The sequence below is a fragment of the Novosphingobium arvoryzae genome (assembly GCF_014652615.1).
Classification (GTDB): domain Bacteria; phylum Pseudomonadota; class Alphaproteobacteria; order Sphingomonadales; family Sphingomonadaceae; genus Novosphingobium; species Novosphingobium arvoryzae.
Genome location: NZ_BMZD01000003.1, coordinates 512,202 through 526,547 on the forward strand (window position 1 = coordinate 512,202; position 14,346 = coordinate 526,547).

Genomic DNA, 14,346 nt, shown 5'->3' on the forward strand with positions numbered 1-14,346 from the left:
GACATGATGGGCGATGGCAAAGTGGGGAGCGGCAAAGTTGCACTGGTTACGGGCGCAAGCCGCGGCGCTGGCGCCGGGATTGCGCGCGGGCTGGGTGAACTGGGCTACACCGTCTATGTCACCGGCCGCACTGTCACCCCGGGGGATGCCAAGGGCTGGGACGGCACCGTCCTCCCCGGCACCGTGTCCGAGACCGCCGCGATCATCACCGAGCGCGGGGGCAAGGGCATTCCGGTGGTTTGCGATCATGCCGACGATGCGCAGGTCGCCCGCGTGTTCGAGCAGATCAAGGATGAGCAGGGCCGACTGGACGTGCTGGTCAACAACGCCGCCTACATGCACCACCAACTGATCGAGAAGAAGCCCTTCTGGGAGAAGGAGCTGGACGCGATGAAGATCCTCGATGTGGGTCTGCGTTCGGCCTACGTCGCCAGCTGGCACGCGGCGCGGATCATGGTGCCGCAGGGCAGCGGCATCATCGCGATGGGATCATCCTTCGGGGCGACCTGCTATATGCACGGCCCCGCCTATGGCGCGCAGAAGGCCGGGCTGGACAAGCTGGCCCACGACATGGAGCATGATCTGCGCGGCACCGGCGTGATTGCCGTGTCGATCTGGCTTGGCCCGCAAGTGACCGAGCGCGCCATGATCGCCAAGGACGTGAACCCGGAACAATACGAAGGGTTCATGGCCATGGCCGAGAACCCCGAATTCACCGGCCACATCATCGACGCCATCGACCGTGCCCCCAACCGCGACGAACTGTCCGGTCAGACCCTGATCGGCGCGGAAATCGCGCGCGAACTGGGGATCAAGGATCGCGGCAACGATCGTCCGTCGCACCGCGAGATGCTGGGCAGCCCGCACCCGAAGAACCCGGCTGCGGTTTACTGAGGCAAACCCCTCGCTTGCCAGGCGTAGTGGGGGGGGACGCGTTGCTACCCCGCCCTGCCCGCCTGCAGCTCGCTCAGGTCGAACGGGCGCATTGCGCATAGCATGCCATACCAGCCGCGCTGGAGCACGCTCTCCTCACTGTCGCGTTCGGCCAGCGCCTGCACCGCACGGCGGTGCTGCTCGATCATTTCCGCCAGCTCGGCCGCGCCGCGGGCAGACAGCTTGATCAGTTCCGACGCGTAGACCGCATCGGGCGCGGCGAAGTCCATCTCCAGGAACTGCGGTTTCATCCGCTCCTCGAACAGGGTGCGCATCGGCGTCTTGCGCCACACGATCGTCCGGTCGACCAGCGGCCGCACTCGCCCGCCAGGCAAGCGGTCGATCAGGGCCAGCCGCTCCAGACGGGAGAGCCATTGTTCCATTGCGAGGGGCGGAACCGCAAAGTCGCGGGCTATCTCGTCCGGGCTGTAGCCGCCCAGAATGGTCATGAACAAGAACGAGAGGAACGTGTCGCTGGACAGCGCCCGCTCCTGCGCCAGGGTCAGCTCTTGCGCCAGCCCGGTCACCGGATGCTCGGCCTCGCGCGCCAGGTCTGCCAGCGTCAGGCCGACCAGCGCGGCCAGCCGCTCCAGCCGCTCCAGCGACAGGCCCTTGCCCGCCAGCCAGCGTTTCGCGGTCGCCTCACCAATGGCAAATTCCGCCGCGATGCGCCGCGCGGTCCACCCTTCGTGCCGCAACGCGCGGCGCAGGATCGCAAGCATGGCGGCGCTTGTGGAATCGGATCGCATAGTGATCCGAATGTCGCGCAAAAATGATCCGTTTGGCAAGCCCTCCATTCGGTGCGAATCCAGCTTCGCGATATGCTCCCCCCTGTCGCGGCCGAGAGTTGTCCAGCAACCCGCCGCAACCTGATGACCTGGGAGAGACAAATGACTGGCATGCTGATCAAGAACGGAACCGTCGTGGACGGCACTGGCGCCCCGGCCTTTGCGGCCGACGTGCGCGTCCAGGATGGCTTCATCACCGAAGTCGGCCCGAACCTTGCCCCCAAGGGCGAACGCGTGTTCGACGCGAGTGGCTGCCAGGTGACGCCCGGCTTCATCGAAAGCCATACCCATTACGACGGCACGATGTGGTGGCAGCCTGATCTGGACCCGCTGCCGGGCTATGGCGCGACGACCATGATCATGGGCAACTGCGGCTTCTCGCCCGCACCGCTGCACAAATACATGCCCGCCCAGCGCGAAATGGTCGGCATCTTCAGCTTCTTCGAGGATATTCCCGAAGGACCGTTCCTGCAGAACCTGCCGTGGGACTGGAACAAGTGGTCGGAATACCGCGCTTCGGTCGAGCGCAACGTGAAGGTGCCGCTCAACTACGCCGCCTATACCGGCCACATCGCCATCCGCCTTGCCGCGATGGGCGTCGAGGCATGGGAGCGCAAGGCAACCCCGGAAGAAATCGCGGTGATGGCCGACCTGCTGGACGACGCGCTGGCCGCCGGCGCGCTCGGCATGTCGGACAACATGCACGACCATGACGGACAGAACCGCCCGGTGCCGACCCTGCTGGCCTGCGACGATGAATTCGCCGCCCTGTTCGACGTGATGGAGCGCTATCCCGGCTGCTGCTATCAGGTGATCGTCGATACCTTCATGCGCATGACCGGCCCGGCCAATCTGGAGCGCCTGTCCAAGCTGCTCGCCGGTCGCCCGATCAAGGTGCAGATCGCCGGCGCGATCCCCACGCTGGACTTCCAGAAGGGCATCCTGCCAGCCATGCAGGCCAGTGTGAACGCGATGCGCGAAGCCGGCGTGGATGTCTGGCCGGGCTTTGCCCACGTCTCGCCGACCTCGACGCTCAGCCTCGTCAAGTCGCTAATCTTCGCGCAGTCGAACGACTACGTCTGGCACGAAGTCGTGCTGGCCGACGACCATGCCGAAAAGGCCCGTCTGCTGGCCGATCCGGACTGGCGCGCCCGCGCCCGCGAAAGCTGGGATACGCAGGCGTGGGATCACTCCCCGCTCAAGAACCCGCAGGAACTGTTCCTGCTGGATAGCGAGAACGGCACCGGCCCGATTGGCATCACGCTGAAGGAATATGCCGACAGCAAGGGGCTGCACCGCAGCGACGCGATGGCGGACTGGATCCTGGCGAACGGCACCCGCTCCACCGTGCACATGGCCCCCTTCCCCAAGGACGAGGCACTGACGATCGAGCTGATGCGCGATCCCAAGACCGTCGGTAACATCTCGGACGCGGGCGCGCACTTGCAGATGCTGTGCGGCGGCGGCGAAAACGCCCTGCTGCTGACCCAGTACGTCCGCGATGAAAAGAAGCTGACGCTGGAAGAGGCCATCCACGTGATGACCGGCAAGCTGGCCCGCCACTTCAACCTGAATGACCGTGGCGTGATCGCACCGGGCAAGCGCGCCGACATCGCCGTGTTCAACATGGACGAAATCCAGCGCCGCGAAATGGTCAAAGCGCACGACGTGCCCGATGGCCGGGGCGGCACGACCTGGCGCTTCACCCGCGCGCCGATGCCGACGCGCCTGACGATGGTCAATGGCGTGCCGACTTTCGAAGGCGGCCAGCCAACCGGCGCAATGCCCGGTCAGTTCCTGTCCCCTGGCAACGATGACACGGCCCTGGCCGTCGCAGCGGAGTAATGGCGATGGAAGTCAAGGTTGGCGCCGGAGAGCGCGAATACTTCAACGGGGCGATCCGCAAGGTCGAAACCGAAAGCTCGGTGCTGGTCAGCAACTCCGCCTATCTCAACAATGCGGAGCTGCGCCACCTGATCGCGCAGGAAATGCTGCGCCGCAACGGATCGGACCTGCCCAATACCGCCTTCATCCCCGAAGTCGCCCAGATCCTGATGACGCTGGAAGACTGGGGCCGGATCATGGCCCTGTTCGAGGAGGAAAAGGCCCGCCTGCCCCGCTTTGCCGAGTGGTGCGAGCGCAAATCGCTGGCCGATTTCAAGAAGGACGAGGTGAAGGACTGCGCCCCCGGCACGCTGGGGGCCGCGCTCCACGATTTCATGGTCAACAGCGGCTATGAACTCGACATCTTCTACCGCGAAATCCAGGTGGTGAACGACCTGACCTATTACCTGCGCCAGACCGCGCTGACCCATGATATCGAGCATATCGTGTCAGGTTTCGGCCCGAACCACGGCGGGGAAATCGCGCTGCTCAACGCCAACATGCACAGCAAGGCGCGCTATTTCCATCCGGAACTGGCCGCGTTCTTCAGCCGCGTGCAGAGCTATCTCAAGGCCAAGACGATCATGAAGGACGGCCTCTATTACGCAGAGGCCGCCGCGCTGAACCTTGAGGCCGAGTATCAGGGCGCCGTGCAGGGTCGCAACTGGAAGTATCCGCTGATGCTGGCCGACTGGCGCGGCATGGTCGACTGGCAGATCGCCGACATCCGCGAGGAACTGGGCATCAACCCGGTCCCCGCGCCAGACCTGTGGGCCGACACCAACCGGCTCTGCGACGAAGGCGATGCCAACTATGGCATGCCGCTGATGCAGGCCGCCGAATAGGGCCGGAACAGCATCGGACATGCATCAGGGCGTCTATCCCCGGCGGGATTGACGCCCTGTTTGCGGTCTGAAATGCCCTGCAACCAACGATTATCTGGTTTTATCGGGAGAATGAGCATGCGCGGTCTGGCAGGCAAGGTGGGCATCGTCGCGGGCGGTGCACGCGGGATCGGCGCGGCAACGGCACGGCGACTGGCGCAGGAAGGCGCGCATGTCGTGATCGGCGACCTGCTGGTCGAACAGGCTGAGGAAACCGCCGAGGCCATTCGCGCCGCCGGTGGTTCTGCCCTTGCCGTGGCGCTGGATGGCACGAATGCGGATTCGCAAGCCGCCATCGTCGCCGCCGCCAAGGAAGCGTTCGGCGGGCTGGATTTCTATCACTCCAATCTCGCGGGCGGCACTGGCGGCGATATCGACGCGCTCGACTGCCCGGTCGAGGTGCTCGACAACAGCTTTGCGATCAACACCAAGAGCCATTTCCTGGCGACCCAGGCCGCCCTGCCCTCGATCATCGCACGCGGCGGCGGGGCGATGATCTATACCTCCAGCGGCGCAGCGACCGGCGGCGCGGCCTGGCAGGTTGCCTATCCGATGACCAAGAACGCGATCCACCCGCTCGCCCGCCATGTCGCGGCGCGCTATGGCAAGCAGGGCGTGCGTGCGAACGTGATCTGCCCCGGCCTGGTGCTGACCGAAGCGGTCAAGATCCACCTGACCGACGAATATGTCGAAAAGGGCCTGAAGGCGATCCCGCACACCCGCCTGGGCCAGCCGGAAGACATTGCCGCCGCCGTCACCTTCCTCGCCTCTGAAGATGGCGCGTGGGTCAACGGGCAGGTCTGGCACATCAATGGTGGAGCGCAAATGCGTGACTGACCGGGCCACTGAAACGCATAATGCTCCGGGGCGCGCGCCAACCAATGCCTGGCTTGTGCTGGCGCTGCTCTTGGCGATCTACATCTTCAACTTTGCCGACCGCTATCTGATCACCGGCCTCGTCGGTCCGATCAAGGCCGAATTCGGTCTGGGCGACGACTTCATGGGCCTGCTGATGGGGCCGGCGTTCGTCGCGCTTTATGTCTTCGCGGGCGTGCCCATTGCGCGGCTGGCAGACCGCAAGTCGCGGATCGCCATCATTGCCGCGGGCTGCGTGGTGTGGAGCGCCGCCACCGTCGCAACCGGTCTGGCGACCGGCCCCGTCTCGCTTGCACTGGCGCGGGTTGCGGTAGGTATTGGCGAAGCCGCCTTTGCCGCCCCGGCCTATTCGCTGCTGGCGGATTACTTTCCGGTTGAAAAGCGGGGCCGCGCCTTCGCGATCCTCGGCCTTGCGACCTATTTCGGGCAGATCGCCGGACAAGCCGGCGGCCCTGCCATCGCCGCGCTCTATGACTGGCGCACGGCGTTCTTTGCGATGGGCATTCCCGGCGTGTTGCTGGGGGCGCTGGCCGTGCTGACCATTCGCGAACCGGCGCGGACCGTGCCGGTCAAGGCCGTCCCGGCCATCCCGTTCGGCCAGATGCTTGGTCACTTGCGCCGCGCGCCGTCCTATGTGCTGATGATGATCGGCATGGGGCTGGGTTCGCTGTCTGGCGTCGCCTTCGGCTATTGGGGCCCGGAACTCTTCACGCGCAGCTTCGGCATCGACCCGACCGTCGCCAAGACCGCGTTCGCGGTCAATTTCGGGATGGCCGGCCTGGTCGGGATGCTGCTGTTCGGCACGCTGTCCGACAAGCTGACCACGCGGGGCCGCGAATGGCCGATCCGCCTGACCGCCGCCGCCATGGCATCGGCCACGGCGTGCATCCTGCTGGTCACATGGTCGGACACCTTCGGCATGGCAACCGCGCTGGCGATCCCGTCGGGGCTGCTGGGCGGTGGCTGGGCGGTCGGCGTGCTGTCGAGTCTGCAATACATCCTGCCCGAACGCTTCCGTGCCACCGCGACGGCCAGCTTCATCATGGTCACGACCTTGCTGGGCTATTTCGTCGGCCCCTGGCTGACCGGGGCGGTCAGTCAGGCGCTGGGCGGCGATGCCTGGTCGCTGCAAGTCGGGCTGTCGGTAGCGATCCCGCTGGGCTTCGTCGGCGCCCTGTGCTGCCTGCTCGCCGCGCGCACGCTGGAGCGTGACCGCGCAGCCCTGTCAGACGCCTGATCCACTGGGTTGAACGCGCAACCGGCCCGCTCCCCGGCCCGGCCACCCCTCGATTACGATCGCGGGGCGGCTGGCTGGAGGGCGGGCCGATAGCGCAGTTGCTTCAGTGCAACTGAACCAGCGCCTAGGCCGTCGGCTTGGGCGATCCGGGGAGCCCCATGTAATAGTGCCCGGCATTCAACCCACCATCGACCGACAGTTCCGTGCCCATGCAGTAGCGCGCGTCTTCCGACGCGAGATAGGCTGCCGCCGCGCCGATGTCCTTGGGCTCGCCCGCATACTGCGCGGGATAGATCCAGTAGCCCTTGTCGTAGGTGGCCTTGTCCACGTTCATCGGGTTCGCCAGCGGGGTATAGATCCCGCCCGGATGGATCGAGTTCACGCGAATTCCGCGCGGCCCCAGTTCCAGCGCAAGCGCCTTGGTCAGCCCGCGCACCGCAAACTTCGTGGCACAATAGACCGATACGGCATTGGCCCCGGAGATCCCGTCAGCCGAACTCATGTTGACGATGGCACCGCCCCCGGCGCGCTCGATCGCGGGGATCGCCAGCTGGCAACCGATGATCACGCCGTTGAGGTTGACGTTGATCAGGGTCGCGATCTCGCTTTCCGAGTAATCCTCGAACCCGCGGAAGAACAGCACGCCCGCATTGTTGACCAGCGTGTCGAGCTTGCCGAACCGCGCCTCGGTGGCGGCGATCACGGCGCTCCATTCCGACCGGCTGGTCACGTCGTGGTGATGGAAAGCGGCATTTGCGCCCAGTTCATCGGCCAGCGCCTGACCGGGCGCGTCGAGGATGTCGGTGATCATCACCCGCGCCCCTTCGGCGATGAACCGCCGCACGATCCCTTCGCCAATCCCGCGCGCACCGCCCGTCACGATGGCAACCTTGCCCTCCAGCCTGTTCATTCCCTGCTCTCCCACTCGATTCGTCGCCAGATCATGGCTGGCGCAGCGGCCAGCAATACGCAATCATGGCGACGAAACATAACCCGTTCGGGTAACGCGAATCACATCGCGCTGCCCGTAACGCAAATCGACAACAGGATCGGGAGAGTTCCACCCATGCCGCTTAACCCCCAGGTCGAAGCCCTGCTCGCGATGTTCGCGGCCATGCCCGCGTGGGACTATGCCACCCTGACCGCGCCCGAACTGCGCGCGGTGAACGACAACCCGATGGCCTTTGGCGAACCGCCTGCAGTGGCGCGGGTAGAGGATCTGGCGCTTGATCTGCCGGGGCGGACCCTGCCTGCCCGGCTCTACGTTCCCGGCGATGCCGCCAATCCCGCACCGCTGGTGGTATTCTATCACGGCGGCGGCTGGGTGATCGGCACGCTGGAAACCCACGATGCAACCTGCCGCGCGCTCGCGCGGGCCAGCGGTGCGGCGGTGCTCTCGGTCGGCTACAGGCTTGCCCCCGAACATCCCTACCCCGCCCCGGTCGACGATTGCTACGACGCGCTGGTCTGGGCGGCCGCCCATGCGGACGAACTCGGCTGTGATCCCCGGCGGCTCGCCGTCGCCGGCGACAGCGCAGGCGGCAACCTCTCGGCGGCGGTGTCGATCATGGCGCGCGATCGCGGCGGGCCGGCGCTGCGCCATCAATTGCTGATCTATCCGGTAACCGACGACGACTTTTCGCTGCCGTCCTATGCCGAGAATGGCGGCGGGGACTTCTTCCTGAGCAACGCCATGATGCGCTGGTTCTGGGACCGCTATCTGGGCGATGTTGCCGATGCCCCGCTGGCCCGGGTCGGGCGCACCCCGGACCTGTCCGGCCTGCCTTCCGCCACTGTCATCACCGCCGAATTCGATCCGCTGCGCGATGAGGGCATGGCCTATGCGGCGCGGCTGGAACAGGCCGGCATTGCCGTGGACGCTGCAGTTGCGCCGGGGATGATCCACGGCTTCTTCTCGATGTTCCAGGCCGTTCCGGATGCGCTGCCCTGGATCGAGCGAGCGGGAGCAAATCTGGCACGCGCGCTCGATTGAGCGGCCGGCAAGGTGCGCAGGCATGCCCCACCACCGGGACTATTCATTCATATGCGTAACACAATGTGCCATATGGTGCGCAAAGACAGCCCCCTTTGCGTGTTGCCCGGAGCAATCCGCTAGGCTATGATCGTTACATTACGAATGAAGGCCCCTCAGGCGGCTTCGGGAGAAAGACTTTCACATGGCAAAGACCGCTGACTACGCCTTGGGCGAATACACCTATCCGCGCGGCTGGTTCATGATCGGCACCTCGGCCGATGCCACCACCACGCCTGCCGCCGTGCGCTACTTCGGCGAGGACATGGTGATGTATCGCGGCGAAAGCGGAAAGGTCTTCCTGATCGAGGCCTATTGCCCGCACATGGGCACGCACCTGGCCAAGAACACGTCGTCCTATGTCGTGGTCGACAAGAAGCACGTCGAGGGCGATGGCATCCGTTGCCCGTATCACGCCTGGCGCTTTGGCCCGGACGGCCAGTGCGACGATATCCCCTACTCGCCGGTCAAGCCGCCTAAGGCCGCCTGCGTGAAGAGCTGGAAGGTCGTGGAACGCGCGGGTTGCCTCTGGACCTGGTACGATCCGGAAAACGGCCTGCCCGACTACGAACTGCCCGCGTTCGAGCAGTGGGATAAGCCCAGCTGGGTCAACTGGAACGTCGAATGCCTCGGCGAACTGGCCTGCCACCCGCAGGAAGTGGTCGATAACATGGCTGACAAGGGCCACCTGGAACCGGTTCACGGCTCCATCGACATGATCCAGTTCGAGAACGAGTTCGACGGCATCCTGGTCCGCCAGATCCTCACCGCCGGCCACAAGACGCTGGCTGGTTCGGGCGCGGAGCCGATGACCAACGACACCTGGTACACCGGCCCCGGCATCCTGCAATCGACCATGATCGGCGAATACCCGTCGCACATGTTGATCGCCCATACCCCGGTCGACGATGGCGTGATCAAGGTGTGGTATGGCCTGTTCGTGAAGGTCAAGAACGACCAGCCGACCGATGCCGACCGCGAACTGGCGCGCGGCTATGAACAGGCCGGCGTTGCCGCGTTTGCGCAGGACTTTGAAATCTGGGCCAACAAGCGCCCCTGCATCAATCCGCTGATGGTGCGCGGCGACGGTCCGTTCGACAAGGTGCGCATCTGGTATAAGCAGTTCTACAACCCGCGGGCGCGCGCCGGTGAATTCCAGAACCGCGTCAACGGCCGTTACGTCACGCGCGGTACCCAGCAGGCGCCGTGGGACACGGCTGCGTAATCGTCGGCGATGGCATGAACCCATTGTGCCATCGCCTCAACCCGCGATTTTGAGGCCTCGAAGTTCAGACAGGAACATTTTCGGCCTTATTATCAGCTGATCCACTTTTGTTTGCGTAGAACAATTTGACGAGTTCTACGAACTTTGACAGGCTCCCCTTCTAAGGACAGCACCAAGCCTGTCCGGTGAAGGAGAGGGCAGAAAATGATCGTTAAGCGATTTGCAGTTCGTCACGCCTTGCTGACGACTGCGGCAGCCGCCGCGCTGGCCATGCCAGCTTATGCGCAAAACGCCGAAGATGCCGATGCACCCAGCGGGGGCCTGGGCGAAATCGTGGTTACCGCCAACAAGCGGTCGGAAAACCTGCAGAAGACCCCGATCGCAATTTCCGCCGTCCCGGCCGAAGCGCTTGAACTGCGCGGCCTGACCGAAGCCAAGGATCTCTCCGCAATCGCGCCGAACGTCTCGATCGTGGGCGCGACGACCAACGCCACCGCCGCGGTCGTGACCATTCGCGGCATTCCCACCCCGGCCGACGAAACCCAGGGCTTCGATTCGCCGATCGGCATGTATCTCGACGGCGTCTACCTCGCCCGTTCCTCGGCTTCGACCTTCGAAGTCGCCGACATCGAGCGCGTCGAAGTTCTGCGCGGGCCGCAGGGCACCCTCTTTGGCCGCAACACCACGGGCGGCGCGATCAACTTCATCACCAAGAAGCCGTCCAGCGAAGCCAGCCTCAAGCTGCGCGCCGGCGCGGGCAACTATGGCATGTGGACCGGCCGCATCCTCGCCAACTCCGGCGACATGAACGGCCTGCGTCTCTCGCTGGGCTACCTGCACCGTCAGCGCAATGGTGTGGTCGACGACCTGCTCGAGCCGAAGAAGAGCCGCGACCCCGGTGCGACCAAGGTCGATTCCGTGCGCGCCGCGATCGACTGGGACGTGACCGACACGTTCAACGTCTACAACGTGTTCGACTATACCCGGATCAAGGGTGCGCCGATGGTCCAGCAGCTGGCGGCGGTCGGCGATGGCACGTTCCGGCCCAACGTGACGCTGGCCGGCAATACGTTCAGCCAGGTCCAGCCGGCCAACGTAGCGGGCTATCTCAATGCCTCGACCGTGGTCGAACCCGGCTGCAACAAGACCGTGTCCCGTGCCTATCGCGACACGATCTGCCTCAATTTCGGCAACCAGTCGGATGACAAGATCTGGGGCAACATGTTCCGGATGGAACTGAACCTGCCGACGATCACGGTGCGCTCCACCACGTCGTATCGCAAATGGTCGAACGACATCCAGGGCGGCGATCTTGACGGTCTGGGCACCATTCGTGGTCCGCTGTTCAACATCGGCAGCCCCAGCGCGCCGCTGGCAACCTTCACCGGCTTCCCGACTTCGGTCCTGACCGGTGTCGGCATCCCCGCCGGCACGGCCGCGTTCCTGACTGCCGGGTCCGTGCCGACCACCACGGCTCCGCTGTTTGCCGCGCAGACCCAGCGCGGGCAGAAGCAGTTCAGCCAGGAACTCGAATTCGTCTCGTCGACCGATGGCGATTTCCAGTGGGTCGCCGGCGCGTTCTACTTCCATGAGAGCGGCTACGAGAACAACGTTCAGAACTTCGGCTTTGCGCTGGATACCAACCAGGCGGTCTACATCCCGTCGACCATGCAATCGATCCTGACCGGCTTCGGCTATCCGCTGGCCACTGCCCAGGCGCTTGCGCCCGGCATGGCCGCCGCGTTCCAGGCCGCCAACCCGGCCCGGTTCCGGCTGGTACCCGGCGGCGCGACGCTGAACTACAAGTCCAGCGGCGACTCCATGGCGCTCTATGGCCAGGCGAGCTATCGTCCGGGCGGCCAGGACAGCCCGTTCGGCGTTACGCTGGGCCTGCGCTACACCTGGGACAGCAAGGAAGTGAACCGCACCCAGAACGGCGCTGCGCCGTTCAGCGCGGCCGAACTGGCGCTGAACCAGCGCAAGGCCACCTTCAGCGCGCCTTCGGGTCACCTGACGCTGGATTACCGCGCCACCGAGGACATCAACCTCTACGCCCGCGTGGCCCGCGGCTATCGTTCGGGCGGCTTCAACCTGCGCCAGTCGACCAGCGTCGCCAGCAACATCGGCCTGCTTCCCTTCAACGAGGAAAAGATCTGGTCGTATGAACTGGGCGCCAAGATGGAGTTCATGGATCGCATCCGCCTGAACCTGGCTGCGTTCCACAACGTCTACAGCGACCAGCTCGCCACCATTCCGATCCCGATCCAGGGCGGCGGCAGCTTCGGCACCCAGGTCGTCAATGCCGGCAAGACCACGTACACCGGCTTTGAAGTCGAAGGGGCGTTCCAGATCACCGACAACTTCTCGATCGACGGGAATTTCGGTTACATCGACATCAACATCAAGGACTTCCCCGGTGCCGACATCAACCGCGTGACGCGCAACATCGCGCCGCTGATTGCCGGGTCCGGCTATGCGCCGAAGTACACCGGCTCGATCGCCGGCAACTTCACGGTGCCGGTGGGCGATGCCAAGCTGAACGCGCGGCTGGGTTACAACTACACCTCCGAGTTCGAGATGTTCCCGAACACCCTGACCGCCCCCTTCTCCAAGGAAGGTCGCGGCGATGCCCGCGGTCTGTTGGACGGCCAGATCCGCTTCTCCGGGTTCGGCCCGAACGGCGGAATGGGGCTGACCATCTGGGGCAAGAACCTGACCGACAAGAAGTATGTCGTGCGCTCGGTCGACTTCGGCGCACTCGGCTTTGCCACGGTCATCTACGGCGATCCGCGCACCTTCGGGGCAACGTTCGACGTGGAGTTCTAAGACCAAATCAGCTTCGGCGGATCCGGGGGGAACCGCCTCACGCTGGCGGGGCGGCTGTGCAAACAGCCGCCCCGTTCTCACTATATGCCCCTTATTCGGACATCAAATGGACCAGGGGGAATTGCGGTTTCTGACGCCCCGCGTATGGAACGCAGACCGTCAACCCAACCAGAGGATCCGCCCGGCATGACCCAGGCCGCAGCCCCCGCCCCCTTTGCCGACCAGCTCAAGCAGGTTCTGCGCTATCTGCCCGCGCCGGTGGGGATCGTGACCAGCTTTGATCCGGAAACGCGTGCGCCGGTCGGGTTGGCCATGTCGGCACTCATGCCGGTGGCTCTCGATCCCTGCTCGATGGTGATTGCGGTCAACCGGTCCGGGTCCAGCCATGCCAGCATGCTGGCGGCCGGGCGCTATTGCATCAACCTGCTTGACCCCGCGTCCCACGGCCACATGACGCCGTTTGCCAGCTTCGACGCGCGCGACCAGCGCTTTACCCAGTCCGACTGGAAACAGCACGGCGACGTCTGGTACATCGACGGCGCCCCGGCCAACATCTTCTGCGACGTGCGCGAAAAGCTGTCGTTCGGCACGCACGACCTGCTGGTTGGCGAAGTCTATGACCTGCGCACCAGCGGCGGACAGGAAATCCTGGGCTGGGCCAACGGCGCGCTGGGACGGCTGACCCCGCTCTAGGCGGCGTGGACAAACCGGACGAACTGAACCGGCAGCGCCATAATCCGCATCGACCGTTCCTTTCCGGTTGCCGCGCGCCGCGCGGCATGGCGAACTGCGCCCGACGCACGCGGCAGAACGCGGCGGCGAACGGAGAGGCCCGATGAACATCCCCTATCTTCTGCGCGGCGTCATGCCCGTCGGAACCGACAGCAGCGTCCTGGTGTCGTCGTCGAAATACCTCAACAACCCGCGCCTGCGCGAATGGCTGGCGATGATCCTGCTGCGCAAGAACGGGCCGGATATGCCGCCACAGGCGGAAATGCACGAATTCCTGGGCATCCTCGACGAGTTGCGCGACTACGCCGAGATCGAGGAGCGCTTCACGGCCGAGCGCAAGGTCAACCCTCGGCTCGACGCGTGGTTCAGCGAAGGCCACGTCTCCAACTACAAGATCGATGATTTCGCGCAGTATGCGCCCGGCACGCTGGGCGGCATCTTTTACGCGCAGATGACCGGCGGAAACTATGAAATCCAGATCGTGCCGTGGTCGGAACCGAAAACCCAGCTCGAATTCTTCAACCTGCGCTCTGGCCAGACGCATGACTTCGAGCACATCCTGACCGGGGGCGGATTCAATTTCATGGGGGAACTGGTGCCCTACTGGTACCGCCTCACCAACGTGCCGCGCTTCTTCGTCGATCAGCACCTTGCCACCGAGGTCAACCTGATCCAGATTTTCGGCTCGCTGCGCTATACCATCCGCACCGCGCTGCATTACCCGGAAGTGTGGGACACTGCGGTCCGGTGCATCCAGCGCGGGATGAAAGTGGGACAGGAGAGCGACGCGCTGTTCCTGATGAAACTGGAGGACGCGTTCCACCTGCCGCTGGAGGAAGCCCGTGCGGCGCTGGGCGTGCGCGGTGCGGTGGACGTAGATACAGACCGCGAAGGCGCCTTCTGGGCCGAACGCGGCGAACTGTGAGAGG

The 14,346-nt window shown here is 64.8% G+C and carries 12 protein-coding genes; 10 read left to right on the forward strand and 2 right to left on the reverse strand.

What is annotated here, in order from left to right; translation table 11 throughout:
- The first annotated feature begins 6 nt into the window (after window positions 1–6).
- Window positions 7–894, forward strand: a complete 888-nt coding sequence (locus tag IE113_RS08900) for an SDR family NAD(P)-dependent oxidoreductase (RefSeq protein WP_189540567.1) — start codon at window positions 7–9, stop codon at window positions 892–894.
- Between the two features lie 44 nt (window positions 895–938).
- On the opposite strand, the gene IE113_RS08905 is transcribed toward IE113_RS08900, so the two are convergent.
- Window positions 939–1,655, reverse strand: coding sequence for a helix-turn-helix domain-containing protein (locus IE113_RS08905; protein ID WP_189540569.1), 717 nt, complete (start codon window positions 1,653–1,655; stop codon window positions 939–941).
- Window positions 1,656–1,823: 168 nt separating this feature from the next.
- Here IE113_RS08905 and IE113_RS08910 point away from each other — a divergent pair, with 168 nt between their 5' ends.
- The 4 genes from IE113_RS08910 to IE113_RS08925 all read left to right on the forward strand — a co-directional run bounded on the left by IE113_RS08910 (window position 1,824) and on the right by IE113_RS08925 (window position 6,602).
- Window positions 1,824–3,566, forward strand: coding sequence for an N-acyl-D-amino-acid deacylase family protein (locus IE113_RS08910; protein WP_189540571.1), 1,743 nt, complete (start codon window positions 1,824–1,826; stop codon window positions 3,564–3,566).
- 5 nt (window positions 3,567–3,571) lie between these two features.
- The gene (locus IE113_RS08915) at window positions 3,572–4,450 is read left to right on the forward strand and encodes a Coq4 family protein (protein ID WP_189540573.1); all 879 of its coding nucleotides are present in this window, start codon (window positions 3,572–3,574) and stop codon (window positions 4,448–4,450) included.
- Window positions 4,451–4,567: 117 nt separating this feature from the next.
- A complete protein-coding gene (locus tag IE113_RS08920) occupies window positions 4,568–5,326 on the forward strand; it encodes an SDR family NAD(P)-dependent oxidoreductase (protein WP_229822237.1) in 759 nt (252 codons plus the stop codon).
- Window positions 5,319–6,602 (forward strand): spinster family MFS transporter, encoded by a 1,284-nt coding sequence (locus IE113_RS08925; RefSeq protein ID WP_189540577.1) that lies wholly within the window; start codon window positions 5,319–5,321, stop codon window positions 6,600–6,602. Before IE113_RS08920 ends, IE113_RS08925 begins: the two co-directional genes overlap by 8 nt.
- A gap of 124 nt (window positions 6,603–6,726) precedes the next feature.
- Here the strand turns inward: IE113_RS08925 and IE113_RS08930 are convergent, their stop codons facing one another.
- Window positions 6,727–7,512, reverse strand: a complete 786-nt coding sequence (locus IE113_RS08930; protein ID WP_189540579.1) for a glucose 1-dehydrogenase — start codon at window positions 7,510–7,512, stop codon at window positions 6,727–6,729.
- Window positions 7,513–7,668: 156 nt separating this feature from the next.
- Between IE113_RS08930 and estDL136 the strand changes: the two genes are divergently transcribed.
- From estDL136 to IE113_RS08955, 5 genes are all read left to right on the forward strand, one after another.
- Window positions 7,669–8,595, forward strand: coding sequence for a chloramphenicol hydrolase (gene estDL136, locus IE113_RS08935; RefSeq protein WP_189540581.1), 927 nt, complete (start codon window positions 7,669–7,671; stop codon window positions 8,593–8,595).
- A gap of 184 nt (window positions 8,596–8,779) precedes the next feature.
- Window positions 8,780–9,859, forward strand: coding sequence for an aromatic ring-hydroxylating dioxygenase subunit alpha (locus IE113_RS08940; RefSeq protein ID WP_189540583.1), 1,080 nt, complete (start codon window positions 8,780–8,782; stop codon window positions 9,857–9,859).
- Between the two features lie 204 nt (window positions 9,860–10,063).
- Window positions 10,064–12,685: a TonB-dependent receptor gene (locus IE113_RS08945; protein ID WP_189540585.1), complete on the forward strand. Its 2,622-nt coding sequence runs from the start codon at window positions 10,064–10,066 to the stop codon at window positions 12,683–12,685.
- Window positions 12,686–12,871: 186 nt separating this feature from the next.
- Window positions 12,872–13,378: a flavin reductase family protein gene (locus IE113_RS08950; protein ID WP_229822238.1), complete on the forward strand. Its 507-nt coding sequence runs from the start codon at window positions 12,872–12,874 to the stop codon at window positions 13,376–13,378.
- Window positions 13,379–13,520: 142 nt separating this feature from the next.
- On the forward strand, window positions 13,521–14,342 hold the full coding sequence (locus IE113_RS08955) for a hypothetical protein (RefSeq protein WP_189540589.1): 822 nt from the start codon (window positions 13,521–13,523) through the stop codon (window positions 14,340–14,342).
- Window positions 14,343–14,346: the final 4 nt, after the last annotated feature.

Coding starts and splice junctions, on each gene's coding strand:
- IE113_RS08900 (WP_189540567.1), top strand. CDS start 7: ATGGGCGATGGCAAAGTGGGGAGCGGCAAAGTTGCACTGGTTACGGGC.
- IE113_RS08905 (WP_189540569.1), bottom strand. CDS start 1,655: ATGCTTGCGATCCTGCGCCGCGCGTTGCGGCACGAAGGGTGGACCGCG.
- IE113_RS08910 (WP_189540571.1), top strand. CDS start 1,824: ATGACTGGCATGCTGATCAAGAACGGAACCGTCGTGGACGGCACTGGC.
- IE113_RS08915 (WP_189540573.1), top strand. CDS start 3,572: ATGGAAGTCAAGGTTGGCGCCGGAGAGCGCGAATACTTCAACGGGGCG.
- IE113_RS08920 (WP_229822237.1), top strand. CDS start 4,568: ATGCGCGGTCTGGCAGGCAAGGTGGGCATCGTCGCGGGCGGTGCACGC.
- IE113_RS08930 (WP_189540579.1), bottom strand. CDS start 7,512: ATGAACAGGCTGGAGGGCAAGGTTGCCATCGTGACGGGCGGTGCGCGC.
- estDL136 (WP_189540581.1), top strand. CDS start 7,669: ATGCCGCTTAACCCCCAGGTCGAAGCCCTGCTCGCGATGTTCGCGGCC.
- IE113_RS08940 (WP_189540583.1), top strand. CDS start 8,780: ATGGCAAAGACCGCTGACTACGCCTTGGGCGAATACACCTATCCGCGC.
- IE113_RS08945 (WP_189540585.1), top strand. CDS start 10,064: ATGATCGTTAAGCGATTTGCAGTTCGTCACGCCTTGCTGACGACTGCG.
- IE113_RS08950 (WP_229822238.1), top strand. CDS start 12,872: ATGACCCAGGCCGCAGCCCCCGCCCCCTTTGCCGACCAGCTCAAGCAG.
- IE113_RS08955 (WP_189540589.1), top strand. CDS start 13,521: ATGAACATCCCCTATCTTCTGCGCGGCGTCATGCCCGTCGGAACCGAC.